Origin of the sequence: Xanthobacter sp. YC-JY1 (genome assembly GCF_021730305.1) — a bacterium.
GTDB classification, from domain to species: Bacteria; Pseudomonadota; Alphaproteobacteria; order Rhizobiales; family Xanthobacteraceae; genus Xanthobacter; species Xanthobacter flavus.
In genome coordinates this window covers 4582811-4607733 of sequence record NZ_CP032674.1, presented here as the reverse complement: position 1 = coordinate 4607733, position 24923 = coordinate 4582811, and the positions used below count along the sequence as shown (strand labels likewise).

The following is a 24923-nucleotide window of genomic DNA, read 5'->3' as shown; positions in this document are numbered from 1 at the left end:
CCGCTGATCCCGTTTCAGGCGATGGTGAAGCTCGGGGTGATGACCACCTCCGAGCGCAGGGAATTGGCCACGAAGCATTCGTCGTGGGCCTTGTCGTGCAATGCCGCCACGTCTTCGGCCGTCGGCGTTTTGTCGCCCGAGAAGACGATGGCGGGGTTGAGCGCGATGCGGGAAATCCAGGTCTTGCCCCGCTCGGTCTTGCCGAACGCGGCCATCACCTTGTCCTCGTAGACGTCGATGCAGAAGCCGCCGCGGCGGGCGAAATCCAGCACGAACAACATGTGGCAGGCGGAGAGGGAGGCGGCGAGCGCCTCTTCCGGGTCCACCGCATCGGCCTTCGACAAGGGCAGGCGGACCACCGCGGGCGAGGACGAGCCGGGCACGGTCAGCCCGTCGAACATCCATTGGTGCGCGCGGGGATAGCGGCCGTCCGTGAAGACGGCGTCGCCGCGTTCCCAGCGGACGGTGGCAATGGGGGTGTCGTCGCTCATGGGGTCCGCCTTTCCGCGCGTCAGAGCGTGTCGAGGAAGGCCTTGTAGGCGGCCTCGTCCATCAGCTCGGACAGCTCTGCGGCATCGGCGATCTTCAGCTTCAGGAACCAGCCCTTGCCCTCGGCATCCTCGTTGACGAGGCCGGGCGCGCCTTCCAGCTCGCTGTTGACCTCGACCACCTCGCCGGAGATGGGGGCATAGACCTCGCTGGCGGCCTTCACGCTCTCCACCACGGCGGCTTCCTTGCCGCGGGTGACGGACTTGCCGATGTCGGGAAGCTCCACGAACACCACGTCGCCGAGCTGGCCCTGGGCGTAGTCGGAGATGCCGACCACCGCCACGTCGCCGTCGATGCGGACATATTCGTGGTCCTTGGTGTAGCGCACGGTCATGGTCAGCCCCCGGTTTTCTGCTTGCGCGCATAGCGCGTGGGTACGAAGGGAAGAGCGGTGACGACGGCCGGCAGAGCCTTGCCGCGCACCAGGATGTCGAGGCGGGTGCCGGGCGCGGACAGTGCCGGCGGCACATAGCCCATGGCGATGGGCGCCTGCAGCGTCGGGGCGAAGCCGCCCGAGGTGACGCGGCCGACAATCTCGCCACCGGAGGCGATCTCCGCGCCTTCGCGGGCCGGTGCGCGGCCGTCCAGCTTCAGGCCGACGCGCACGCGGGCCGGGCCTTCCGCCAGCTCGCGCTGGACGCGCGCCGCGCCGGGAAAGCCGCCCTCAAGGCGCCGCCGCTTCTGGATGGACCAGACCAAAGCCGCCTCCACGGGGGAGGTGGAAAGATCGATGTCGTGGCCATAGAGGCAGAGCCCGGCTTCCAGCCTGAGGCTATCCCGGGCGCCGAGGCCGATGGCCTTCACCTCCGGCTCGGCCAGCAGCGCCGCCCACAAAGCGGGCGCATCCTCCGCCGCGACGGAGATCTCGTAGCCGTCCTCGCCGGTATAGCCGGAGCGGGAGACCTCAACGGGCACGCCGTCGAAGGCGAGGGGCAAAGCGGTCATGAAGTCGAGGTCCGCCGCCTCCGAGCAATGGCGCGCCAGCACCATGGCCGCCTCCGGCCCCTGAAGGGCGAGGAGCGCCCGCTCGGGGCGCTGCACCAGTTTCACGGTGTCGGGGAGGTGGGCCTCGATGTGGGCGAAGTCGTCGCCCTTGCAGGCGGCGTTGACCACGAGGATCAGCGTGCCGTCGGTCTCGGGGTCCGCCGGGCGGGTGGCCATGAAATCGTCGCGGATGCCACCGTCTTCGGCCGTGAGCTGAGAATAGCGCTGCTTGCCGGGGGCGAGGGTCACGAAATCCGCCGGGGCGAGGGCTTCCAGCGCCCGCGCGGTGGTCTCGTGGTCCGGTCCGACGAGCAGCGCCTGGCCCATGTGGGAGACGTCGAACAGGCCGGCATGGGTGCGGGTCCAATTGTGCTCCGCGAGGATGCCCTCGGGATACTGGACCGGCATGAGGTAGCCCGCGAACGGGACCATGCGGGCACCGAGCGCTACGTGGGCGGCGGCCAGCGGGGTTTCGAGCAAAGGCTCGGAGGGGGAATGCGAATCGGGGGACGATGCCAATGGAGGCTCCGGGACGAACAGCGCCAATTTCCGGGCGTTGCAGACCCAACCGATACGGTGGTCCTGCGCGACCCGCGCGGCGCCCCCTCTGTCTGCCGACCTGAGAGATTTCACCGCGCCTCGTGGAAGGGCACGGCTTACTCCTTCGGTGAGCCCAGCCGCGCCGGTGAAGGCGCAGCACGGCTGCTTTCCAGAGTTTCGTCCCCCTGCGGCCCTTGGTGCCTGAGCGGTTCCGGGGCGGTTGCGCCTTCGGCGCCGGCCCGCCTCACCTGAGGCAGCCGGTCTCTCCCGCAGGGATCGTCCGATGTCGCGTTCCCTCTGCCCTTTTCGCCGGGGCATCCGGAACGCGGGTGCAGCATAGGCGTTTGCCGCCCGGCGTCAACGCACGAGCGGGGGAGCCCGTCACACGCCGTCGCGTTGACGCCGGGCGGCTGCATTTCTAAGTTCGCGCTCCTTTTCCGGAGCCTGTCATGTCCTCGTCCGAAGCCTCGCTTGCCCCCGCCGACCCGGCTCAGCTTGCCGCCGAGCTGAAGACCGTCGCGGAAACGGCCACCGCCTGGCCGTTCGAGGAGGCCCGCAAGCTGGTGGAGCGGCTGAAGAAGCGGCCCAAGGCGGAGGTGCTGTTCGAGACCGGCTACGGCCCCTCGGGCCTGCCGCACATCGGCACCTTCGGCGAGGTGGCGCGCACCACCATGGTGCGGCACGCCTTCCGCATCCTCACGCAAGACAAGGTGAAGACGCGCCTTCTGTGCTTCTCCGACGACATGGACGGCATGCGCAAGATTCCCGAGAACGTGCCGGACCCGGCCGCGCTCGTGCCCTACCTCCAGATGCCGCTCACCAAGGTGCCGAACCCCTTCGGCGGCGACTATCCGAGCTTCGGCGCGCACAACAACGCCATGCTCCGGCGCTTCCTCGACACCTTCGGCTTCGACTACGAATTCGCCAGCGCCACCGAATACTACTTCTCCGGCAAGCTCGACGCCGTGCTGCTGAAGGCCGCCGAGAAGTACGATGAGATCATGGCCGTCATGCTGCCCACCCTCGGCGAGGAGCGGCAGGCGACCTATTCACCCTTCCTGCCCATCTCCCCCACCTCGGGGCGCGTGCTCTACGTGCCGCTGAAGAAGGTGGACGCCAAGGCCGGCACCATCACCTTCGACGACGAGGACGGCACCGAGCTGACCCTTCCCGTCACCGGCGGCAAGGTGAAGCTGCAGTGGAAGCCGGATTTCGGCGCCCGCTGGGCCGCGCTCGACGTCGATTTCGAGATGTTCGGCAAGGACCACCAGACCAACGCGCCCATCTACGACAGGATCTGCCAGATCCTCGGCGGCACCGCGCCGGAGCATTTCGTCTATGAACTGTTCCTGGACGAGAAGGGCCAGAAGATCTCCAAGTCCAAGGGCAACGGCCTCACCATCGACGAGTGGCTGACCTATGCGAGCCCGGAGAGCCTCGCGCTCTACATGTTCCAGTCGCCCCGCTCGGCGAAGAAGCTGCACTTCGACGTGATCCCGAAGGCGGTGGACGAGTATTTCAACTTCCTCGCCCGCTATCCGCAGCAGGACTGGAAGCTGCGTTTCGGCAACCCGGTCTATCACATCCATGCCGGCAACCCGCCGGACGTGGACATGCCGGTGAGCTTCACCATGCTCCTCAACCTCGCCTCCGCCTCCAACACGGAAGACGAGAGCGTGCTGTGGGGCTTCCTGAAGCGCCATGTGCCCGGCGTGTCCGACCAGACGCACCCCAAGCTGCACGAGCTGGTGGGCTATGCGGTGCGCTATTTCCATGACTTCGTGAAGCCGAACAAGGTCTTCCGCACCCCCGACGATGTGGAGCGGGACGCCCTCACGAAGCTCGACGTGGCGCTGGCCGCTCTGCCGGCGGGCGCGAGCGCCGACGAGATCCAGACCGTGCTCTACGACGTGGCGCGCCCCATCCCGCGCTACCAGGACCTCAAGGCCAAGGGCGCCACGCCCGAGCGGCCGGGCGTCTCGGTGGAATGGTTCAATACGCTCTACCAAGTGCTCCTCGGCCTGGAACGCGGCCCCCGCTTCGGCTCCTTCGTCGCCATCTACGGCGTGGCCGAGACGCGCGAGCTGATCCGCAAGGCGCTGGCGGGAGAACTGGCGGCGGCGTGAGCGGGGCGGGTGGCTTGAGCGGGTTCTGCGCTCACATGCTCCTCGCCTTTCGCCGTCCTGCTCCCTCTCCCCTTGCGGGAGAGGGCTGGGGTGAGGGGTGTCGCGCCCTTCGTCCCTGATGCTGGATTGGCCGCGCCAGCCCCCTCACCCCCGGCCCCTCTCCCGCAAGGGGAGAGGGGAGGCCCATAGCCCGGCAATGCAGCGGTCTGAGGTATTCGCGCCATCTCGTCATGGCCGGGCTTGTCCCGGCCATCCATGTGGCTCGGCCGGGCGCGGCTTCCGAAGGTTGCCCTATCGGCACGACGTTGGTGCCCGGGACAAGCCCGGGCATGACGGCGGATAGGCTTGAGCCGGTTCTGCGCTGACGGTCTTCTCGGCTCTCGCAGCCGCGCTCCCTCTCCCCTTGCGGGAGAGGGTTGGGGTGAGGGGTGTCGCGCCTCTTGTCCCGATGCTGGATTGGCCGCGCCAGCCCCCTCTCCCCCGGCGCCTCTCCCGCGAGGGGAGGCGCCTGAGTGCAGTAACGCAACGGTCTGAGGTATTCGCGCAACCGTCATGGCCGGGCTTGTCCCGGCCATCCACGTGGCTCGGCCGGGCAAGGCTTCCGAAGGCTGCTTTTCGGCCCGACGTGGATGCCCGGGACAAGCCCGGGCATGACGGCGGGCAGGCTTGAGTGGGTTCTGCGTCGACGGTCTTCTCGGCTTCCGCAACTGTCATCGCCCGGACGCGCCGGACGATGACAGCCCTTCGAGATGCGCCTACGCCGGCATCTGGAAGCTGAGCAGCTTCTTCTGCGGGAAGTCGTAGAGCTTGCCGGTTTCCATGAAGGTAGGCAGGCACAAGGGCAGGATGGCCTCGGCCGCATCTTCCGGCGCCGGCAGGCTGGACGGGTCTTCGCCGGGGAAGGCCTTGGCGCGCATCAAGGTGCGGATGGGGCCGGGGTTGAAGAGGTTGACCTTCAGATTGCCGGAGACGCTCTCGTCCGCCCAGGTGCGGGCCATCACCTCGAGGCCTGCCTTGGTGATGGCATAAGGCCCCCAATAGGCGCGCGCCTTGCTCGCCGCGCCCGAGGTGACCACCACCGCCCGGCCGGCCGGGGAGAGCTTCAGCAGCGGGTCGAAGGAGCGCACGCAGCGCCAGTTGGCGGTGAGGTTCACTGCCACCGTGTCCTCCCAGTCCTTCGGGAAGACGTGGCCGAGCGGGGAGAGCGGGCCGAGCACGCCGGCATTGGCCACATAGATGTCGAGGCGGCCGTAGCGCTCATAGAGCGCGCCGCCGAGCCGGTCGATGCCGTCGGAATCCTTGAGGTTCAGCGGCACCAAAGTGGCGCTGCCGCCGACGGCACGGATGTTATCGTCCACCTCCTGCAGCCCGCCTTCCGAGCGGCCCACGCACACCACATGCGCGCCGGCTTTGGCCAGCGCCACCGCGGTGGCGGCGCCGATGCCGCGCGTGGCGCCGGTGACGAGGGCGATCTTTTCGGCAAGCGGCCGGTCGGTCACGGTCGGATGTCCTTTTGTTCGTGGACTCAGCTTCTGGGGCTCAGCTTGTGGCCCGGATCTCCACCGAGGGCGCGGAGCGCTCGGCCGGACCGTGATACACCGCCTCGATGTTGTTGCCATCGGGGTCGAGCACGAAGGCGGCGTAATAGTCCGCGTGATAGGGGCGCAGGCCCGGTGCCCCGTTGTCCGTGCCGCCGGCGGCGAGGGCGGCATCGTAAAAGCGCTGCACGGTCTCGCGGTCCGGAGCCTGGAAGGCGAGGTGGGCACGGCCGGTCAGCGGCTCGCCCGTGCTCACGAACAGTTCGTCCGCATAGAAATAGCCGTCCCCGTCCATCACGGGCACGCCCAGCGCGGCGAGGGCCGCGCCGTAGAAGCGGCGCGCGGCCTCAAGGTCGCGCACCACGAGCTGGATGTGATCGATGAGCCGGCCGCGGTGCCAGGTGTTCATTTCGGCCATGGGCGTCCCCTTCCGTTGCGGCAGTTATGCCGCCGCTCCGGAGACGCCGCAAGGCGGAGGGGTGTTCCCTCAGCTTGCTTCGGCGAGCAGCGAGAGCTGCTGCTGGGCCACCGCGCCGGCGCGGTCGGTCAGAGGCGTCGGATAGTCGCCGGTGAAGCAGTGGTCGGTGAATTGCGGCTTCACCGGGTCGCGCCCCTCGAAGCCCATGGCGCGGTAGACGCCGTCCACCGAGAGGAAGGCCAGCGAATCCGCGCCGATATAGCGGCGCATGCCTTCGAGATCGTGGGTGGCGGCGAGCAGCTTGTCCCGGTCCGGCGTGTCGATGCCGTAATAGTCGGGATGGGTGATGGGCGGCGAGGCGATGCGGAAATGCACCTCCTTGGCGCCGGCATCGCGCATCATCTGCACGATCTTCACCGAGGTGGTGCCGCGCACGAGGCTGTCGTCCACGAGGACGATGCTCTTGCCCTCCACCACCGAGCGGTTGGCGGAGTGCTTCATGCGCACGCCCTGGTCGCGGATGGACTGGGTGGGCTGGATGAAGGTGCGGCCCACATAGTGGTTGCGGATGATGCCCAGCTCGTAGGGGATGCCCGAGGTCTGGGAGAAGCCGATGGCCGCCGGCACGCCGGAATCCGGCACCGGGACGATCACGTCCGCATTGGCCGGGCTTTCGGTGGCCAGCACGCGGCCCATATTCTTGCGCACCTGGTAGACCGAGCGCCCGCCCACCACGGAATCCGGCCGGGCGAAATAGATGTACTCGAAGATGCAGGGCCGCGGCGCCATCTCCGGGAACGGCTTGAAGGACTGCACGCCCTCCTCGTCGATCACGATGACTTCGCCGTTCTCGATGTCGCGCACATAGCGCGCGCCGATGATGTCGAGGGCGCAGGTCTCGGAGGCGAGGATGGGGGAGCCGTCCAGCGAGCCGAGCACCAGCGGGCGGATGCCGAGGGGGTCGCGGGCGCCGATGAGCTTCTTGTTGGTGAGCGCCACCAGCGAATAGGCGCCTTCCAGCGTGCGGATGGCGTCGATGAAGCGGTCCACGAAGCGCGGCTTGCGGGAGCGCGCCACGAGATGGAGGATCACCTCGGTGTCCGTGGTGGACTGGGTGATGGCGCCTTCGCGCACCAGCTGGCGGCGCAGCGTGAGGCCGTTGGTGAGGTTGCCGTTGTGGCCCACGGCGAAGCCGCCGGCATCCAACTCGGCGAACAGCGGCTGCACGTTGCGCAGCAGGGTCTCGCCGGTGGTGGAGTAGCGCACGTGGCCGACCGCGCTGTCGCCGGGCAGGCGGGCGATGACGCCGGCGTCGGAGAAGGCATCGCCCACGAGGCCGAGGCGGCGCTCGGAATGGAAGCGGCGGCCGTCATAGGAGACGATGCCGGCGGCTTCCTGTCCGCGATGCTGGAGGGCGTGGAGGCCGATGGCGGTGATCGCCGCGGCCTCTGGGTGATTGTAGATGCCGAAGACGCCGCATTCCTCGCGGAGGCGATCGCCGTTCAGGTCGAGATCGAGATCGGCGCGACCGCCCGCGAGGGGTTCGCCATCCGCGCGGAAAGAGTCTCCGCCGGCCACTGAGATCGGCCCGTCACATCCCAAGTCCATCATGCACCCTCCGCGCGGGCCGGTCAGGCAGCGCCGTGCGAGCTTGCGCCGGGAGGTCGGAGCGGGAACACCCATAGCGCGGAAGGCTCAGCGCCCCCGCGTGGATGTCCCGGCCGGCCGGCCGGTCAGTTGCTGCCCCCAAAAGAAACCTACCGCTGTCCCCCCGTCGGGGCGGCCGGGGCGGCAGGCGTGTCGCCCTCCTCTGCGGCGGGCGGCTTCTTCAACTTGTTCAAAATGGTGTTTTCAGGGTCATCCGGCAACTGCGCCTTCAGCCACTCCCCCGCTTTCGTGATGGCGGGAAGCGATTTTGCGTTGGCGACCCACGGCGGCTGCTTCTCCGGCGGCACTAGCCAGTTGAAGAACAGCAGCGCGATCACCATCAGCAGCAGCCCGCGGGCGAGGCCGAAGGCGAAGCCCAGCGTGCGGTCGAGGGCGCCGATTCGGCTGTCGAGCACCAGGTCCGAGATGCGCGCGGTGATGATGGAGGCGATGAGCAGTGTGCCGAGGAACAGCAACGCCACCGTCACCGCAAGAGCTGCCGAGTCCTGCGAGATGTATTGCTTCACCACAGGCAAAGCGGACTTGTAGAAATAGACGGTGACGCCGGCCGCGACAGCCCAGGACAGGATGGAGAAGACTTCCCGCAGAAAGCCGCGCACCATTGCCAGGATGCCGGAAATCAGCATCACCGAGAGAACGATAATGTCGAGCAAGGTTATGGGCATCGGCGCATCGATCCGTGATGGGCGCACCGCCGGACGCGCATGCGCGCGACCCGCCCACCCCCGGAGAGCCCAGCCGCGGGGCTGATATAGCTTGCGCGCCCGCCCGCGTCACCTTTCCTCGTCGTCGCCCCAATCCGCATGCTGGACAGCCCTTTGCGGGGGATTGCGGTCGTTCGAGCCCCGCGTTTCGCGCATGGCAGTGTCGCGCGTCTCGCGCGGAGCGCGGCGGGGCGCGCTGGCTGCGATGCCCGCCACCAGCTCCGCCAAAGAGGACACCGGCCGCACCGACACCGGCGGGTCGAGACCGTCGAGGCCGCCGGAGGGGATGACGGCGCTGGCGAAGCCGAGCTTCGCCGCCTCCTTCAGCCGCGCCTGCGCCTGCGACACCGGCCGCACCGCGCCGGTGAGGCTCGCCTCGCCGAAATGCACCGCATCCGCCGGCAAGGGCGCGCCGGTGAGGGAGGAGACGAGGGCGGCGGCCACCGCGAGGTCCGCCGCCGGCTCGCCGATCTTCAGCCCGCCGGCCACGTTGAGATAGACGTCGTGCCCGCCGAGCCGCACGCCGCAGCGGGCATCCAGCACCGCCAGCACCATGGAGAGGCGGTTGGGGTCCCACCCCACCACCGCCCGGCGCGGGGTGCCCAGCGAAGAGGGGGCGACCAGCGCCTGGATCTCAACCAGCACCGGGCGGGTGCCCTCCATGCCGGCGAATACCGCAGTACCCGGCGCGCCGGCGTCGCGGTTGGAGAGGAACAGCTCGGAGGGGTTGGCCACCTCGGAGAGGCCGCGGCCGGTCATCTCGAACACGCCGATCTCGTCGGTGGGGCCGAAGCGGTTCTTCTGCGCGCGCAGGATGCGGAACTGGTGGCCGCCGTCGCCCTCGAAGGAGAACACCGCGTCCACCATGTGCTCCACCACGCGCGGGCCGGCGATCTGCCCATCCTTGGTGACGTGGCCGACGAGGATGACGCAGGCGCCCGTCTGCTTGGCGTAGCGCACCAGCAACTGGGCCGAGGTGCGGACCTGCGTCACCGTTCCCGGCGCGCTCTCCACGCTGTCCGACCACATGGTCTGGATGGAATCGATCACGACCATGTGAACGGGCGGCCCGCCCGACAGGGTAGCGATGATGTTCTCCGCATTGGTCTCGGCGGCGAGGCCCACCTCGGCCTTTTCCAGTCCCAATCGCTGGGCGCGCAGGCGCACCTGGTCCACTGCCTCCTCGCCGGAGACGTAGACGACCCGTTGCCCGCGCTGCGCCAGCGCGGCCGAGGCCTGTACCAGCAAGGTGGACTTGCCGATGCCGGGATCGCCGCCGATGAGCAGGATGGAGCCGGGCACGAAGCCGCCGCCCGCGACCCGGTCGAGCTCGCCGATGCCGGAGACGAGGCGCGGGGCGGGCTTGGCCGTGCCCTCCAGCTTTTCCAGCACCACCGCGCGGCCCTTGCGGCCGGAACGCTGCGCGGCGGGCACGCTGGCGGCCACCGCCACCTCCTCGGAAATGGTGTTCCAGCCGCCGCACGCTTCGCACTTGCCCTGCCAGCGCGCATAGACCGCGCCGCAGGACTGGCAGATGAAGGACGAGTCGCGCCGGGCCATGAGCATCACCCTCGGCGCGGGCGGGCCGGCCGGGTCTGGAGGAAGCGGCCCGAATCTCGGGCGATGTTCTCTATATACCCCATCGCTGCCCTATGGGCCTGCAGCAGTCCCAGGCTTCGCATCCGGGGTTGCGCGGCGGCTGCGGCGCATCCCCAGATGGCGGGAACGGGACACCTCTGCTAATCACGCTGCGCTGCCCTTCTCCGTCACGTCAGGGGATCGCCCGTGTTTCGAGACAGCCCTGCTCCCGCACCTACGCCGCAAGAGCCGGCCCGGCCGGTGCCGTCCGCCGGCCAGCCCGCCGAATGGGTGCGCGCGGCCATCGATCCCGCGGCCTTCACCGCCGAGCAGCAGGCGCTGGGCCGGGTGTGGACCTTCCTCTGCCTCGACGGGGAGGTGGCGCAGGACGGCCAGTGGTTCCGCACCGATCTCGGCGGACGCTCCGTCTTCATCCAGCGCTTCGGCGACCGGCTGCGCGGCTTCGAGAATGTCTGCGCCCACCGCTTCCATCCCATCCGCCGCGAGCGGAGCGGGAAGGGGGCCATGGTCTGCGCCTTCCATCACTGGCGCTACAATGCCGAGGGGCAGGCGCTGGGCATTCCGGTCTGCGACGAGGCCTATGGTTGCCTGCCGAAGCAGCTCAACGCGCATCTGAAGCCCATCGAGGTGGAGGCGTTCGCCGGCCTCGTGTTCGGCCGCTTTCCCGATCCGGACGGGGAAACGCTCGCGGACTTTCTCGGCGATGCCGCGCCCATGCTCGCCGCGCTCTGCCCGCCTGGGAGCACCTTCACCCGCTTCGGCGGGGAGGTGCCGGCCAACTGGAAGTTCCTCACCCATGTGACGCTGGACGACTACCATATCGTCGCCGTCCACCCCTCCACCTTCGGCGCCAACGGCTATCTGAAGGCGAAGGAGGTCACCTATGCCCGCTTCGGCCGGCACAGCGCCTATACCACCGAGCCGGGGGACGACCCGCTGGCGGGGGTGCTCGCCGATTGCCGGGCCGGCACCTACCGCGCCCGCGATTATCTGATCGTGAACCTGTTCCCCACCTTCGGGGCGTCCCAGTTCCACACCATAGATCTCCTCGGCCGCTCCTATTATTCGGTGATGGTGCTGCGCTATGCGCCGCTGGCCCATGACCGCTCGCGGCTGGAGGGCTGGCTCATCGATGGCCCGATCGCGCCGCCGCGGCCGGGGCTGCTCGGCGTGTTCGACCGCTTCGCGCAGAAGATGATCGCCCGCATCGTCCCCTTCTTTGCGCGCCGCGTGCTGGCCGAGGACAATGCGGTGTGCGAGGGCCAGCAGAGCGTCGCCCGCCAGATCACCGAGGACCAGCGCCTGAGCCCCGCCTTCGAGAAGCGCATCGGCTGGTTCGAGGAGACCTATGCGGCGGAAGTGTCCGCCGCACGGGAGACCGCCGCCCCCAAGCCCTTCGCCCCTCAGCCGCCGATGTAGCGGCGGGCGTAGCGGGCGCCGAGGGAGGTGAGCACCTCGTAGCCGATGGTGCCGGAGCGGGCGGCGAGGTCGTCCACGCTGATGCCGTCGCCGAGGAACACCGCCACGTCGCCCCGCTGCACCGCGTCCTCGGGCAGGTCGGTGATGTCGAGGGTGGCGAGGTCCATGGAGACGCGCCCGACGAGATGGCAGCGCCGGCCGGCGACGATGGCCTCCACCCCCTTGGCGAGGTCGGAGGAGCCGGCGGCGCGGAACAGCCCGTCCGCATAGCCGATGGACACGGTGGCGAGGCGGCTCGGCCGCTTCAGCCGCTCGGCCGCGCCATAGCCCACGGTCTCGCCGGCCGCGACGTTGGAGATCTGGATGATCTTCACCTCCAGCCGCACCGCCGGGCGCAGCGGCGGCACGCCGGTGATGGCGACGCCGCCATAGAGGAAGATGCCCGGACGGACCAGCTCGAAGCGGAAATCCCGGCCGAGCAGGGTGCCGGCCGAATTGGCCAGCGAGCCCGGCACGCCGCGGAAGCGGCGGATCACGTCGGCGAACACCGCGCGCTGGCGGGCGGTGAGCGCATGGCCGGGCGTGTCGGCGCAGGCGAGGTGGCTCATGACGAGGCTCGGCGTGAAGCCGAGCATCTTGCGCGTGCCGGCGAGCTGCACCGCCTCGTCCACCGAGAGGCCGAGCCGGTTCATGCCGGTATCCACATGGATGGCGGTGGGCAGGTCGGCGCCCTGCGCGCGGCAGAAGTCGCTCCACTCGGTGATTTCGGGCACCGAGCCCAGCACCGGCCGCAGGTTCGCCGCCACATGGTCGGCGGCGGTCTCCGGCAACAGGCCGTTGAGCACGTAGATCACCGCCTCGGGCAGCAGCCCGCGCAGCTTCAGCGCCTCCTTGAAATGGGCGACGAAGAAGGTGCGGGCGCCGGCCTTCCACAGGGCCGGGGCGACGCGGTCGATGCCGAGGCCATAGGCATTGGCCTTCACCACCGCCGCGCATTCGGCCGGCGCGGAGAGGGCGGCCAGGGTGCGCCAGTTGTCGGCGACGGCGCTAAGATCGATGGTGAGAACAGCGCCCGCCTCGCGCTCCTCGCGCGCGGCCTGTTCTGCGGCAGCCTCGGTCGTGGCGGAGTCCTCCGTTGCCTGCGGTTCGCCCGTCAGTGGCGATCCGGCAGGTGGTCCTCCCGCGCCAGGTTGGAGAAGCGGGTGAATTGCGGCTCGAAATGCACCTTCACCGTCCCCGTCGGACCGTGGCGCTGCTTTCCGATGATGATTTCGGCCGTGTTCTCGGCCGCCTTCATCTCGATCTCCCACTTGAACCACTCCTCTGTGCCGGGCTTCGGCTCCTTGCTTTTAAGATAATACTCCTCCCGGTAAACGAACATGACGACGTCGGCGTCCTGCTCGATCGAGCCGGATTCACGCAGGTCCGAAAGCTGCGGCCGTTTGTCATCGCGGGCTTCCACCTGACGCGAGAGCTGGGACAGGGCCATCACCGGCACCTGCAGCTCCTTCGCCAGGGCCTTCAGGCCCGTCGTTATCTCGGTGATCTCCTGCACGCGGTTCTGCGACGACGCCTTGGAGGAGCCGGAGAGCAGCTGGAGATAGTCGATGACCATGAAGTCCAGCCCGCGCTGGCGCTTCAGCCGCCGCGCCCGCGCCACCAGCTGGGCGATGGAGATGCCGCCAGTGTCGTCGATATAGAGCGGAATGGTCTGCATGGTCTGGGCGGCGGCGGCGAGCTTGGAGAACTCGCTTTCCGAGATGTCGCCGCGGCGGATCTTGTAGGAGGCGATTTCCGCCTGCTCGGCGAGGATACGGGTGGCGAGCTGCTCGGCCGACATTTCCAGCGAGAAGAAGCCCACCACGCCGCCGGAGACGGTCTCCGTGGAGCCGTCCGGCCGGGTCTCGCCGCGATAGGCGGCGGCGATGTTGAAGGCGATGTTGGTGGCGAGCGAGGTCTTGCCCATGGCCGGTCGGCCGGCGAGAATCACAAGGTCCGACGGCTGGAGGCCGCCCATCTGGTGGTCGAGGTCGTCGAGGGCGGTGGCGATGCCGGAGAGGTGGCCGTCGCGCTGGAAGGCCTTGGAGGCCATGTCCACCGATTCGCGCAGCGCCTCGCCGAAGCGCTGGAAGCCGCCGTCATAGCGCCCGGTCTCGGCGATCTCGTAGAGGCGCTTTTCCGCCTCCTCGATCTGGTCCTGCGGGGTGGCGTCCACCGGGGCGTCATAGGCCTCGTTGACGATCTCCTCGCCGATGCGGATCAGGTCGCGCCGCACCGAGAGGTCATAGATGGTGCGGCCGTAATCCTCGGAATTGATAACGGTGGTCGCCTCCGCCGCGAGGCGGGCGAGGTATTGCGGCCCGGTGAGGCCGGCCACATCCAGGTCGGCAGGCAGGAAGGTCTTGATGGTGACCGGCGTCGCCAGCTTGCCGGCGCGGATCAGCGCCGAGGCCAGCTCGAAGACGCGGGCATGGATGGGCTCGTAGAAATGGCGCGGCTCAAGGAAGTCGGAGACGCGGTAGAAGGCCTCGTTGTTGACGAGGATGGCGCCCAGGAGCGCCTGCTCGGCCTCCACATTGTGTGGCGCCTGACGGTAGGTGGGTTCGAGGTCGCCCTTGTCCGACAGATCGAGCATGAAGCCGACAATCCCCTGATTGGGCAATTCTTGGGTTTGGGGAGGTGGTGTAGCAAGATCGAATGCCCCAGCGCCAGCAGCGCGCGGGCGGATTTTTCCCCCGTGGATGACAGTGGGGATAACGGGCAAAGCCCCGCCGGCTAAGAGGGCCGGGAACCGCCACGCGCCTCCACGCGTCATTCCCGTGATGCAGCAATTCGCCGGGCCAAACGTGACAAAAGGGCGACGCACCTTGAACGGGGCAGAAACCGAGCCGCGGCGCGGATTTTGCGCGGTATTCTTTGCCAGCCGACGCAAGGTGCGCTACAGGCTTGCCGCGGCGGCACTTAGGGGGAAAAGTGATGCGTTCTGTCCAGTCCGGAACGTCGCGGGCGGCCGCGCGTGGGGCACCCGCGTTGCGCGCGCGGATGTTGATGGCGGCCCTTGTCGTCCCGTCGCTTCTCGCATCCTCTCTGGCGCTCGCCCAAGGCGATCCGCTGGCGCCGCCCTCCGATCTCGGCGCGGGGCCGCTGCCGGTTCCGATCGACGGAACCGCCATCTACGGACAGAATCAGCCGCCGCCCGAAGGCTACATGGCCATTCCGGTGCCGCCCTCCACCTGCTCCGGCGTGCGTCAGGTGGTGAACTCGCAGGGCTTCATCCTCATCCCCACCGGCGGCGGCAACGCGCAGCGCTATGTGCGCGACCAGCGCTATTGCCAGGATGACCAGAGCACCTCTCCGGCCTGGATGCCGACCTCGGACAATCCGCGCTGCTTCGTCGGCTACACATGCGGCGAGGCCAACAATGACGGCGGCAACTGAAGTCACCCCTTTCTGAGAGCGGCGCCGCCCATGCGTGTCACCCCTGACAGCGTGCTCTTCATCACGATCGACTCCTGCCGTTACGACACGTTCGTCGCGGCCAATGCCCCGGCCATGAAGAAGGTCTCCGCCCTCTACAAGGCGCAGGCGCCGGCGCATTTCACCTATGCCTCCCATGCCGCCATGTTCGCAGGCTTCACGCCCGGCGTGGCGGAGCTGGCGACGCCGTTCCTCAATCCGAAGTTCGCGCGGCTCTTCCGGCTGGATCGTGCCGGGGCGGCGGGCCATGCCCGTCCGGGCTTCTCGGTGAGCGGTACCGACATCGTGGACGGCTTCCGCAATGCCCGCTACGCGACCATCGGCGCGGCGGCCATGGGCTGGTTCGATCCGAAGACGCCGGTGTCCAAGAAGCTCACCGGCAGCTTCGAGCAGTTCCTGTTCACCGGCGACAAGGGCATCGCCACCCAGCTCGCCTTTATCGAGAAGCAGGTGGGGCGGGAGACGCGGCGCAACCTGTTCGTGTTCCTCAACGTGGGCGAGACCCATGTGCCCTATTATTTCGAGGGCGCGCCGTGGGACCGCACCGACAATCCCTGCCTGCCGTTCCAGAAGGTGGACCGCGCGGCCGAGTGCCGGGAGCGCCAGCGCCTGTGCTGCGAATATGTGGACCGCAAGCTCGCCCCGCTGCTGGAGAGCTTCGCCAACGCCACCATCGTGGTGTGCGGCGACCACGGCGATTGCTGGGGCGAGGACGGCCTGTGGGAGCACGGCATCTCCCACCCCATGACGCTCACCGTGCCGCTGCTCATCCGCTATCAGGGCCGCCCGGTGGAGGACCTGCCGGTCTGACCGGTCAGGTCACGTCGTCGCGCTCGTGAACCTCGCACTCACGTCACATCATCGCGCTCGTGGACCTCGCGCTCGTGCGCCTGCCACTGCTGGGCGGAGGGCGGGACCAGAAGGCTGAGCGCGGCGGGGGCGAGGGCGTAGCGCAGGGGCAGGCTTTCGCGCGTCACCTCGCCGTCGGTGGCCACCCAGGCGCGGCGGCGCCGGGCATGGATGGTGACGCGCCGCGCGGAGAAAGAGTGGATGCCCGGCGCGCCGCGCCAGGCGTCCACCAGCACCTCGGCCCCGGTGCGCAGCCGCGCGAGGGTGCCCCGATCCTCCGCCACCAGCACCTCCAGCTGCCCGCCATCGAGGCGCGAGCGGTGCCAGCCCGAGGCGTCGAAGGCGTTCACCGTGACGAGGGCGGCATAGGCGTCGATGGATTCGCGGGCGCCCGCCACCTCCACCTCAAGCGACATCCGCCCGGAGCGGAACACCGCCCGTCCCAGCGCCATGAACCAGCCGAAGGCGCGGCCGCGGTCGCGCAGCTGCTCGCGGGCCATGGCCATCTGGCTGAAGAAGCCGACCCCGGACACGCCGTGGAAGGGGCGGCCGTTGAGCGTGCCCAGATCGACCCGCATGGGCTTTGCGTCATGCAGCGCCTCCAGCGCGCCCATCAAATCGCGCGGCAGGCCGATGTCGTAGGCGAGGAGGTTCATGGTGCCGAGCGGCAGCACGCCCAGCGTCACGTCGGTATTGGCGAACACCGAGGCGGCGTAGGAGACGGTGCCGTCTCCGGCCCCCACCACCACCGTGTCGTAGCCCTCGTGCGGGGCCGAGGCGATCGCCGACGCCATTGCATCGCCTTCCGCTACCACCACGTCCACGTCGAGGTCCGGCCGGGTAAGGGCCTCATCCACGATGTCGCGCACCTTGTCGGGTCCCATGTCGTGGACGGTTCCCGCTTTGGCATTGAGTACGACCCGCATTCGCCGCATCGTGGCATCCTCCAGACCGGCACAAGCGTTGGCACGGCCGGGTTGTTCCCTTTCGTCCTGCCGTTCCCGCGACGGCGGGCCCGCGAAACCGAGGTGCATCATGTCCACCGCCCCGACCGGAGCAAAGGGCTCCTCCATCCTCCGGCTGCGCGCCGGGCTGCTGGTGCTCGTGGTTTCGGTGCTGCTGTGCTGGGTGGGCGGGCATTTCGTCGCCCGCCAGTTCGGCCTCGGCCTCGGCTGGGCCATCCTGATCGCGCTCGCCATCTGGGTCGGCGTCGGCATCCTCATCGCCCGGCTGGACACAAAGATCTATTACGGCGTGGCCCTCGCCGTGACGCTGTTCCTCGCCTACCTCGTCTACGACTTCACTCGCTCGGCGCTGGACTGGTCCGGTGCCGTCGCCCTCACGCTGGCGGTGCTGGCGACGGCGCTGCTCGCCTTCACCTTCCACGATTTCCGGCGGCTGAAGCACGAGCTGCGCCTGTGGGCTTACCGGCGCTAGGGCAGCTTCGTGTTGCGTCGCAGCGGGTTGCGCACTGCACAAGGCGGGGCTCAGGCTTGACTTTCCCGCAAGGGACTTATCCAAGTAGGCGCAGGGCGGCCGATGCGACCTAGGGTGGCGGGCGGCTGTGCCGCCTCCAGATCACGCGCCCGGTCGCGGGCGGCTGTGGACGGAGCATGTCGGACGGACGCCTTTACATCTTTGCCGGACCCATCGTCTCGCTGCTGATCGCCCTCGTGTTCCTGCTGGTCTGGCTGCACGATCGCGAACGCCGCTGCGGGCTCTATTTCGCGTCCGCCTTCTGCGCCTACACGCTCGCGGCTCTGATCCAGATCACCGGCATCCCCCGCGAGGCGGGACCGAACGCGGTGGTGTCGGCCATCGTCTACACCTTCGCCGTTCTCACGCTGGTGGAGGGCGTGCTGGTGCGGTTCGGCCGCGCCGGGTCGGGCGGGCTGCTGCTGGTCATCGCCTGCGCCATCGTCGCGCTGGTGTTCTATTTCTTCTATATTGACCGCGATCTCGTCGCCCGCATCTACGTGCAGAATATCGGCTACGGCATCATGTTCGTCGTGGCGGCGCTGCAGATCCTCGCCATCGAGCGGCGGCGGCCCATCGACCGGCTGCTGTTCTGGGCCTTCCTGCTGTTCGGCCTGCACTTCTTCATCCGCACCGGCCTCACCGTGCAGATGTCCGGCGACCTCTTCGAGATCGACCGGATGCGGGAGAACGGGGCGGACCCCTCGGACATCGCCGCCTTGTTCCGCGCGACGCCGTTCTGGCAGGTGCTGAACTTCTCCCTGCTCATCAGCGGCCTGCTGCTCGCCCTCGCCTTGCTCGGCTCCATCGCGGCGGACGCCATCGACGAGATCCGCCGGGAGGGGCGCTCCGATGCCCTGACCGGCCTCGGCACCCGCCGCGACTTCATGGAGCGGGCCCATGACATTCTTGCCGATCCCGGCGCGCGGCCGGTGACGCTCATCGCGTTCGACATGGACCGCTTCAAGGAGATCAATGACGATTTCGGCCACAGCGCCGGCGACCGGATACTCGCCGTCGTCGGCGGGCTGATCCTTCACGAGACCTCGCCTCGCGATGCGGCGGCGCGCCTGGGCGGCGAGGAATTCGTCGTGCTGCTGGCGCGCACCAACCGCGTCGGCGCCTCCCGCGTCGCCGAGCGGCTGCGCGCGGAGCTGGAGTTCGCCCGCCTCTCCGTGCTGCCGCCGCACGCCACCGTCACCGCCAGCTTCGGCGTGGCCGAGCGGCACGAGGGCGAGAGCCTCGACAGCCTGATGAGCCGCGCGGACGGCCTCGTCGAGATCGCGAAGCGCGAGGGTCGCGGCGGCCTCGCCACCGACGCGCCGGTGGGCGAGCGGGGTCCGGAGGATCACGAGTCGCCCGACGCGGATGCGTCGCCGGACACCGACGCGCAGGATGACGCGCCCGATGCGCCGGAGGCGCCATCCTTCCCCCGGCAGAGCGAGCGGCGGGTGCGCTGAGCGGCCTGGCTTGATCTTGATCAAAGTCCCGGCGCCGCGCCCTGCCTTAGCTTTCCTCCATAAGCATTTTGGGGGGAAACCATGCCTGCACAGACCGCCATCTGGCTCACCGTCGTCGTCGCTGCCTTCGGCGGCTTCGCTGTCGTCCTTGCCTGGGCCGATCACTACACCGCCGGCAAGCGCTGAGACCGAGGACAGTCCGGCTCCGCTCACGTTGCAGGCGGGCCGGCGCGTGTCCTAATCTGCCCCGGCGGCACTCGCCGGGGGCTCACCATGATCGGATCTTCGAGGGGACCATCTCCCGCGCCGCATCGGCGGGGCGGGGCTGTCGCGGCTGTCGTCGGGCTCGCCGCGCTCGCGCTGGTGGCGGGGGCGCCTGCGGCCCGGGCCACGGGGACGCTCGATTGCAGCATCGAGGATGCCGCGGTGTCCTTCACCGCGCAGACGGCCTTCTCCCATGGCATGGGCGGCAGCTTCAACAATTTCCGCGCCGAGCTGGAGGTGAAGCCGGCCGGCAAAGGCGGGTCCCAATTCGGCAAGCTGGAGCTGGATGGCGAGGCGCTGGTGCACCATTGGTTCAAGGACAACGAGGTGCGGCTTCACCTCTATCGCGATTTGCCCGATCCCAAGGCCGGCTCGGCCGAACTGGTGATCGAGACCAAGGGCCGGGGCAAGGAGGCCGAGAGCTTCGCCGGCCGCTACGTCCTGACCCTCGCCACGGTGGATGCGGACGGCAAGGAAAAGACCCGCACGCTGAAGGGACGCGCCACATGCTCCGCCGGCTGATCGCCGCTCTGCCACTCGCCATCGCGCTCACTCCGCTCCCGGCCGCTGCCGGCCCGGACCCGCTGCCGCCCTTCGCCTGCACCGGGCCGTTCGCCGCCGACACCGACGAGGCGGCGCTGATCCGTCAGTTCGGCCGCGCCAACGTGGTCTTCCGCGCTGTGCCCGCCGCCGAGGGGGAGATGGTGAAGGCCACCGTGCTGTTTCCACAGGATCGCTCGCGTCGGGTAGAGATCATCTGGCTCGACGAGAAGAAGCGGCGGCGGCCGGGCGATGTGCTGGTCTACGATCCCGGCCCGTGGCGCACGCCCGAGGGCATCGGCATCGGCGCGACCCTCGCCGAGGTGGAGGCGGCGAACGGCAAGCCCTTCACCCTCTCCGGCTTCGGCTGGGACTATGGCGGCTCGGTGCTGGACTGGGACGGCGGCCGCTTCGCCCGCACCACCGGCGGCTGTCGCCTGCTGCTGAGGTTCGAGCCTCCCGGCACCTATGAGGGCGACGTGGACGGCGACCGGGAGTTCCGTTCCGACAACAAGGACATGCGGGCGGCAAAGCCCGTCGTCTACCAGATGCAGCTGAGCTACGGCGGCGAGTGAGCGACTTCGCGCCGGCCGTGTGCTAAAGGGGCGGCATGTCGCCCCCCGCCAGATCCCGGCCTGCGCCAGCCGCAGCGCATGAGCCTGCCGTACCGACCGAGCTTGCTCCGCCCGCCGGGCTGTTCTGGCGGACCAAGACCCTCGCCGCTATGACCGGCGCGGAATGGGAAAGCCTGTGCGACGGCTGCGGCCGCTGCTGCCTCGTCAAGCTGGAGGACGAGGATTCAGGCGCCATCGCCTATACCGACGTCGCCTGCCGCCTGTTCGACGCCGGCTCTTGCCGCTGCAGCGACTATCCCAACCGCTCGGAGATCGTGGCCGATTGCGTGCGTCTAACCCCCGAGGCGGTGGAGAGCATCGGCTGGCTGCCGCCCACCTGCGCCTACCGGCTGGTGCGGGAAGGCAAGGACCTGCCGTTCTGGCACCCGCTGGTGTCGGGCACGCGGGACACGGTGGTGAGCGCCGGCATCTCGGTGCACGGCCGCGTGGCGGGGCTCGAGACGGAGTTCGGGCTGTTCGAGCTGGTGGACCACATCGTCAACTGGCCGACCCGCTGGCCGCGCGGCGCCAAGGGCACGCAGACGGGGACGCAGGCGCCTGCCAAGCGCGCCCGCACGCGGCCCAAGCCGGGCGCTTAAGAGAGTCGGGCGCGTAAGACACGGGCGCGTAAGAAGCGGGGGTATCCGGACGGGCGCCTGACGGCGCCTATTCCGCCGCCGTGCTGGTCTTCTTCTTGCGGGTCTCCGCCGGCGCCGGCTCGATGAGGTGGCGGCATTCCTCGGCGGTCAGCGGCTCGCCGAACACGACGCCCTGGCCGTATTCGCAGCCGAAGCGGGTCATCTCGGCGGCTTCCGTTTCCTTCTCCAGCCCCTCGGCCATCACGTCCATGCCGAGGTCGTGGGCAAGGTCGATCATGGCGCCGACGATCACCGGCCGGGCGGCGCGGGACGGGCCCTTGGCCACCGAGCGCACGAAGCGCGGGTCGATCTTCACGCTGTCGAAGGGGAAGCGCTGGAGATAGGCGAGGGAGGAATAGCCGGTGCCGAAATCGTCGAGGCACAGGCCCGCGCCAAGCTCGCGCATGCGGCCGAGCACCACGGCGGCATATTCCGGGTTTTCCATCACCAGGCTCTCGGTGACTTCCAGCTTCAGCGAGCCGGGCGCCACCGTGTTGCGGGCGAGCACCGATTTCAGGTCCTGGATCAGATCGTGCCGCAGCAGCTGGCGGGACGAGACGTTGACGTGCATGAACAAAGGCGGGTCCACGCGCAGCAGGCGCTGCCACTGGCCGAGCTGGCGCGCCGCGCGGTCGAGCACGAACAGGCCGAGATCGAGGATGAGCCCGGTTTCCTCGGCGAGCAGGATGAATTCGGAAGCGGCGAGTTCGCCGAGGCGCGGGTGGTTCCAGCGCATATAGGCCTCGAAGCCGCCGATGGCCCGGTCGCCGAGGCGCACGATGGGCTGGTAGCGGACCGAGATCTGCTCCTTCTCCAGCGCCTCGCGCAGCTCCTGCTCCAGCACCACGCGGTCGATCTTCTGCTGGCGCATGGCCGGGCGGAACACCTCGATGCGGTCGCCGCCGATGCGCTTGGCGTAATACATCGCCAGCTCTGCGTCTTTCAGCACCTCGTCGCGCTTCACCTGGTCCGGCCCGGACAAAACGAGGCCGATGGAGGCGGTGACGAACACTTCCCGGTCGGCGAAGGCGATGGGCGCGCGCAGCGAGCGGCGGAGCGTGTCGGCGAAGGTGGTGATGCGCTCGGCATCGCGCTCGGACATCAGGATGATGCCGAACTGGTCGCCGGAGATGCGGGCCAGCGTGTCCTGCGGCTTCAGAAGCCGCGTCATGCGGCGGGCGACGGTGAGGAGGATGGAATCCGCCACCGCCATGCCCACCTGCACGTTGAGGAGCTTGAAGCGGTCGAGGTCGATCACCATCACCGTTGGCTTCACCTTGTCGTCGAGGCGGGCGGTGACGAGGGCCTGGTGCAGGCGGTCGAGGAAGAGTTCGCGGTTGGGCAGGCCAGTGAGGTTGTCGCGCACCGCGTCGTGCAGCAGGCGCTCGGCGGCGATGCGCTCGCCGGTCACGTCGGTGAGGGTGCCGATGCAGCGCACCACCTCGCCGTCCGCGCCCACCACCGGGCGGGCCTTGAGGTTGAAGGTGAGATAGTGGCCGTCGATGGCGCGCAGCCGAAAGTCCTGGTCGATGCGGCCGCGGCGCTGGTCGATGATGCCGTCGAGCGTCGCGCGGAAGCGGTCGCGGTCGGCGGGGTGCAGCACCTCCAGCCAGCCGGCGGCCTCGGTCTCCAGCGAATGGCGCTTCAGGCCCAGCGCCTCCTCGGCCTCGGGGGAGGTGTAGATGCGGTCGGTGTCCACATCCCAGTCCCACACGATGAGGCCGGAGCCGGCCAGTGCGAGGGCGCGGCGCTCCAGCTCGGAGGTGGAGCCCTGGATGCCGCCGATGCCGGCGAAGGCGTGCTGCATCACCGTGAAGCCGATGAGCATGACGATGAGCACGAGGCCACCCGAGAGCGCCGGGGCGGCGAGGTCGTTGGTGACGAAGCCGGCCACCGTTAGGCCCGCCATCAGCACCCACACCACCAGCAGCGACCAGGTGGGGATGATGAGCACCGCGCGGTCGAAGCCGTGCTGCGACAGCCAGATCACCACGCCGAAGCCGGCCACCGCCACGGCGAGCAGCGAGAGGCGGGCGATGCCCGCCGCCACCGGCGCATCGAGCAGCGCCACCACCACGAGGGCGGCGAGGAAGACCAGCCAGCCGGCGGCGACGTGGACGTAGCGCACATGCCAGCGGTTGAGATTGAGATAGGCGAACAGGAAGACCAGCAAGGTCGCGGTGAGGATCGCCTCGCCCGCCGCCCGCCAGAACTGCTCGGCGATGGGCGAGAGGCCGAACACCTTCGACCAGAAGGCGAAGTCGAGGCCGATATAGCCGAGCACCGCCCAGGCCAGCGCCGCGGCGGCCGGGAACATCACCGAGCCCTTCACCACGAACAGGATGGTGAGGAACAGCGCCAGCAGGCCGGCAATGCCGATGACGATGCCGTGGTAGAGGGTGAAGGCGTTCACCCGGTCCTTGTAGGCATCGGGCTCCCACAGCTGCAGCTGGGGCAAATTGGGCGAGCCGAGCTCCACCACGAAGGTGACGGTGGAGCCGGGATCAAGGGTGATGAGGAAGACGTCCGCATCGGGCGCCGACTGGCGTTCCGGCTTGAAGCCCTGGCTGGGCGTCAGGGAGAGGATGCGGCGGTTGCCGAGGTCGGGCCAGAACAGGCCGGAGCCGGACATCCGGTAGTGCGGCGCGACGATGAGGCGGTCCACCTGCTCGTCGGTGTTGTTGGTGAGGGCGAAGGCGATCCACTCGCCATGGCTGCGCCCGTCGGAGGTGGGCACCTCGATGCGGCGCACGACGCCCTCGGCATCCGGGGCGGTGGAAATCTGGTAGCGGCCATCCTCGGTGGTCTGGCGCTCCACGGCGGGGAGCAGGTCCACCACCTTGGCATCGAGCCGGAGCGCAATCGCCTCCATCGCCTGCGCGCTGCCGGTGAGCGCACAGAGCATGAGGAGGAGCGCCACGGGCAGAGCGAGGACGCCGGTGAGAAACGACCGCAAATTCAGGTCTCCGCATCCGGCATCGAACCGGACCGATCAGCCTTGGAACATGCCCGAAGCGGAATGCGGCGCGCTTGGATCAGGCGCGGCACGGCGACGGACGCTGGTTTCACCTTGGGGCCATCAGGATGGGAAAACGCCACCACGCACCACGGAACATCACGCAAGGTCAACCGCGCCGGCTTGTGTCGAAGAGGCTGCGCCGCGGTCCACACCATGAATCATCTATCCAAGCGTTGCGGCCGGAGCAAGGCGCACGCGCTCTCTGGCATCGTTCCAGACTGGAAAGAGGGGCCCCGGAACGACGATGCGCGCCCTTGGGGGGGCGCGCATCGCGGATCGGGTGATCTGTTCGCTCAGAAGAAGCGGCGGGCGGCGTCGCGATCCTCGGCGAGGGGCGCGGGCTCGCGCGAGAGGCGGGCGGCCTCCTCGCGGCGCACATATTCGGAGAACGGGTCGAGGGCGGCTTCCACCGCTTCCTCGGCCTGGGCCGAGACCACTTCGAGCGGCTGCGGCTGGGCCTGCACCGGGGCCGGGCGGGCGACGGGCGCGACGGGAGCCGCCTCCACCGGAACGGCGCGGTCGGAATCGGTGGTGCGGCTGGCCTTGGCATCGAGCCACGGCAGCGGATAGGGCGAGGCGATGAAGGCCACGCCGTCTTCCTGCTCCCAGGCGATCATGTAGACGGCCTCTTCGGCCGGCATGCCGGGCAGGGAGAACATCTGCGGGATGTCCCGCGCGGTGCCGGTCCAGCCGATGGTGTGGGCCAGCTGGAAGGCTTCGTCGAGGAAGGCGGTCACCGCCGCGAGGCGGTCGGCGCGGAGCGACTGGGTGAAGTCCACATCCAGAAGACGGCGCAGATACGCCTCCACGCTGTCGCCGGCCGCCCACTGGGAGCCGGAGGCGAACTGGTAAACATAGACGCGCGGATTAGCCATCACGCAGCTCCGAATAACCACTACTGGGCGCTCCTCATATCAAAGGAGTCCCGGAAACACAAAAGTGCGTCCAAAGAGCATGCGCCGTGCCGGTTGCATGGCAACTAAGCCGGCGCCTTGTTCTCCTTGCGGGAGGGAGGTACGCACTGGCGGTGGGGTTCCATTC

General features: G+C 68.9%; 22 protein-coding genes and 1 riboswitch. Of the genes, 9 read left to right on the top strand and 13 right to left on the bottom strand.

Annotation, left to right across the window (positions count from 1 at the left end; all coding sequences use genetic code 11):
• Window positions 1-14 precede the first annotated feature (14 nt).
• The 3 genes from D7006_RS21650 to gcvT are packed head-to-tail and all read right to left on the bottom strand — an operon-like array spanning window position 15 to window position 2052.
• Window positions 15-491 carry an OsmC family protein gene (locus D7006_RS21650; protein ID WP_168457582.1) on the bottom strand — a complete coding sequence of 159 codons (477 nt, stop codon included), beginning with the start codon at window positions 489-491 and terminating at the stop codon, window positions 15-17.
• A 20-nt stretch (window positions 492-511) separates the two neighbouring features.
• A complete protein-coding gene (gene gcvH / locus D7006_RS21645) occupies window positions 512-883 on the bottom strand; it encodes a glycine cleavage system protein GcvH (RefSeq protein ID WP_237354505.1) in 372 nt (123 codons plus the stop codon).
• A 2-nt stretch (window positions 884-885) separates the two neighbouring features.
• Window positions 886-2052, bottom strand: coding sequence for a glycine cleavage system aminomethyltransferase GcvT (gcvT, locus tag D7006_RS21640; protein ID WP_237354504.1), 1167 nt, complete (start codon window positions 2050-2052; stop codon window positions 886-888).
• 199 nt (window positions 2053-2251) lie between these two features.
• Window positions 2252-2353, bottom strand: a riboswitch (glycine riboswitch).
• Window positions 2354-2522: 169 nt separating this feature from the next.
• Between gcvT and D7006_RS21635 the strand changes: the two genes are divergently transcribed.
• Window positions 2523-4199: a lysine--tRNA ligase gene (locus tag D7006_RS21635; protein ID WP_237354503.1), complete on the top strand. Its 1677-nt coding sequence runs from the start codon at window positions 2523-2525 to the stop codon at window positions 4197-4199.
• A gap of 755 nt (window positions 4200-4954) precedes the next feature.
• Here D7006_RS21635 and D7006_RS21630 read toward each other — a convergent pair.
• The 5 genes from D7006_RS21630 to radA all read right to left on the bottom strand — a co-directional run bounded on the left by D7006_RS21630 (window position 4955) and on the right by radA (window position 10087).
• Window positions 4955-5698, bottom strand: coding sequence for an SDR family NAD(P)-dependent oxidoreductase (locus tag D7006_RS21630; RefSeq protein ID WP_237354502.1), 744 nt, complete (start codon window positions 5696-5698; stop codon window positions 4955-4957).
• Window positions 5699-5738: 40 nt separating this feature from the next.
• Window positions 5739-6155, bottom strand: coding sequence for a VOC family protein (locus D7006_RS21625; protein WP_237354501.1), 417 nt, complete (start codon window positions 6153-6155; stop codon window positions 5739-5741).
• A 69-nt stretch (window positions 6156-6224) separates the two neighbouring features.
• Window positions 6225-7766: an amidophosphoribosyltransferase gene (gene purF, locus D7006_RS21620; RefSeq protein ID WP_371744973.1), complete on the bottom strand. Its 1542-nt coding sequence runs from the start codon at window positions 7764-7766 to the stop codon at window positions 6225-6227.
• 146 nt (window positions 7767-7912) lie between these two features.
• Entirely contained in the window at window positions 7913-8488 is a 576-nt protein-coding gene (locus tag D7006_RS21615) for a CvpA family protein (protein WP_229646410.1), read from the bottom strand.
• A 108-nt stretch (window positions 8489-8596) separates the two neighbouring features.
• Window positions 8597-10087, bottom strand: a complete 1491-nt coding sequence (gene radA, locus D7006_RS21610; protein ID WP_169121785.1) for a DNA repair protein RadA — start codon at window positions 10085-10087, stop codon at window positions 8597-8599.
• Between the two features lie 279 nt (window positions 10088-10366).
• Here radA and D7006_RS21605 point away from each other — a divergent pair, with 279 nt between their 5' ends.
• Window positions 10367-11545, top strand: coding sequence for a Rieske 2Fe-2S domain-containing protein (locus tag D7006_RS21605; RefSeq protein WP_237354500.1), 1179 nt, complete (start codon window positions 10367-10369; stop codon window positions 11543-11545).
• Here the strand turns inward: D7006_RS21605 and alr are convergent.
• Window positions 11530-12603 carry an alanine racemase gene (alr, locus tag D7006_RS21600; RefSeq protein ID WP_229646874.1) on the bottom strand — a complete coding sequence of 358 codons (1074 nt, stop codon included), beginning with the start codon at window positions 12601-12603 and terminating at the stop codon, window positions 11530-11532. The genes D7006_RS21605 and alr overlap by 16 nt on opposite strands.
• A gap of 95 nt (window positions 12604-12698) precedes the next feature.
• Entirely contained in the window at window positions 12699-14180 is a 1482-nt protein-coding gene (locus tag D7006_RS21595) for a replicative DNA helicase (RefSeq protein ID WP_029556768.1), read from the bottom strand.
• Between the two features lie 413 nt (window positions 14181-14593).
• On the opposite strand from D7006_RS21595, the gene D7006_RS21590 reads away from it, so the two are divergent.
• A complete protein-coding gene (locus tag D7006_RS21590; RefSeq protein WP_237354499.1) occupies window positions 14594-14983 on the top strand; it encodes a hypothetical protein in 390 nt (129 codons plus the stop codon).
• 30 nt (window positions 14984-15013) lie between these two features.
• A complete protein-coding gene (locus D7006_RS21585; protein WP_237354498.1) occupies window positions 15014-15832 on the top strand; it encodes a hypothetical protein in 819 nt (272 codons plus the stop codon).
• 38 nt (window positions 15833-15870) lie between these two features.
• Here D7006_RS21585 and D7006_RS21580 read toward each other — a convergent pair whose 3' ends face one another.
• Entirely contained in the window at window positions 15871-16797 is a 927-nt protein-coding gene (locus D7006_RS21580) for a diacylglycerol kinase family protein (RefSeq protein WP_237354497.1), read from the bottom strand.
• Window positions 16798-16906: 109 nt separating this feature from the next.
• Between D7006_RS21580 and D7006_RS21575 the strand changes: the two genes are divergently transcribed.
• The 5 genes from D7006_RS21575 (at window position 16907) to D7006_RS21555 (ending at window position 20824) form a co-directional block, all read left to right on the top strand.
• A complete protein-coding gene (locus tag D7006_RS21575) occupies window positions 16907-17308 on the top strand; it encodes a hypothetical protein (protein ID WP_237354496.1) in 402 nt (133 codons plus the stop codon).
• A 176-nt stretch (window positions 17309-17484) separates the two neighbouring features.
• On the top strand, window positions 17485-18807 hold the full coding sequence (locus tag D7006_RS21570; RefSeq protein ID WP_237354495.1) for a diguanylate cyclase: 1323 nt from the start codon (window positions 17485-17487) through the stop codon (window positions 18805-18807).
• A gap of 273 nt (window positions 18808-19080) precedes the next feature.
• Entirely contained in the window at window positions 19081-19593 is a 513-nt protein-coding gene (locus D7006_RS21565; protein WP_237354494.1) for a hypothetical protein, read from the top strand.
• Complete coding sequence (locus tag D7006_RS21560; protein ID WP_237354493.1) at window positions 19578-20186, top strand: hypothetical protein; 609 nt, start codon at window positions 19578-19580, stop codon at window positions 20184-20186. Before D7006_RS21565 ends, D7006_RS21560 begins: the two co-directional genes overlap by 16 nt.
• Before the next feature lie 35 nt (window positions 20187-20221).
• Window positions 20222-20824 (top strand): YcgN family cysteine cluster protein, encoded by a 603-nt coding sequence (locus tag D7006_RS21555; RefSeq protein ID WP_371744972.1) that lies wholly within the window; start codon window positions 20222-20224, stop codon window positions 20822-20824.
• Between the two features lie 67 nt (window positions 20825-20891).
• On the opposite strand, the gene D7006_RS21550 is transcribed toward D7006_RS21555, so the two are convergent.
• On the bottom strand, window positions 20892-23768 hold the full coding sequence (locus D7006_RS21550; protein ID WP_237356971.1) for an EAL domain-containing protein: 2877 nt from the start codon (window positions 23766-23768) through the stop codon (window positions 20892-20894).
• Window positions 23769-24175: 407 nt separating this feature from the next.
• Entirely contained in the window at window positions 24176-24757 is a 582-nt protein-coding gene (locus D7006_RS21545) for a hypothetical protein (RefSeq protein WP_169121774.1), read from the bottom strand.
• Window positions 24758-24923 lie beyond the last annotated feature (166 nt).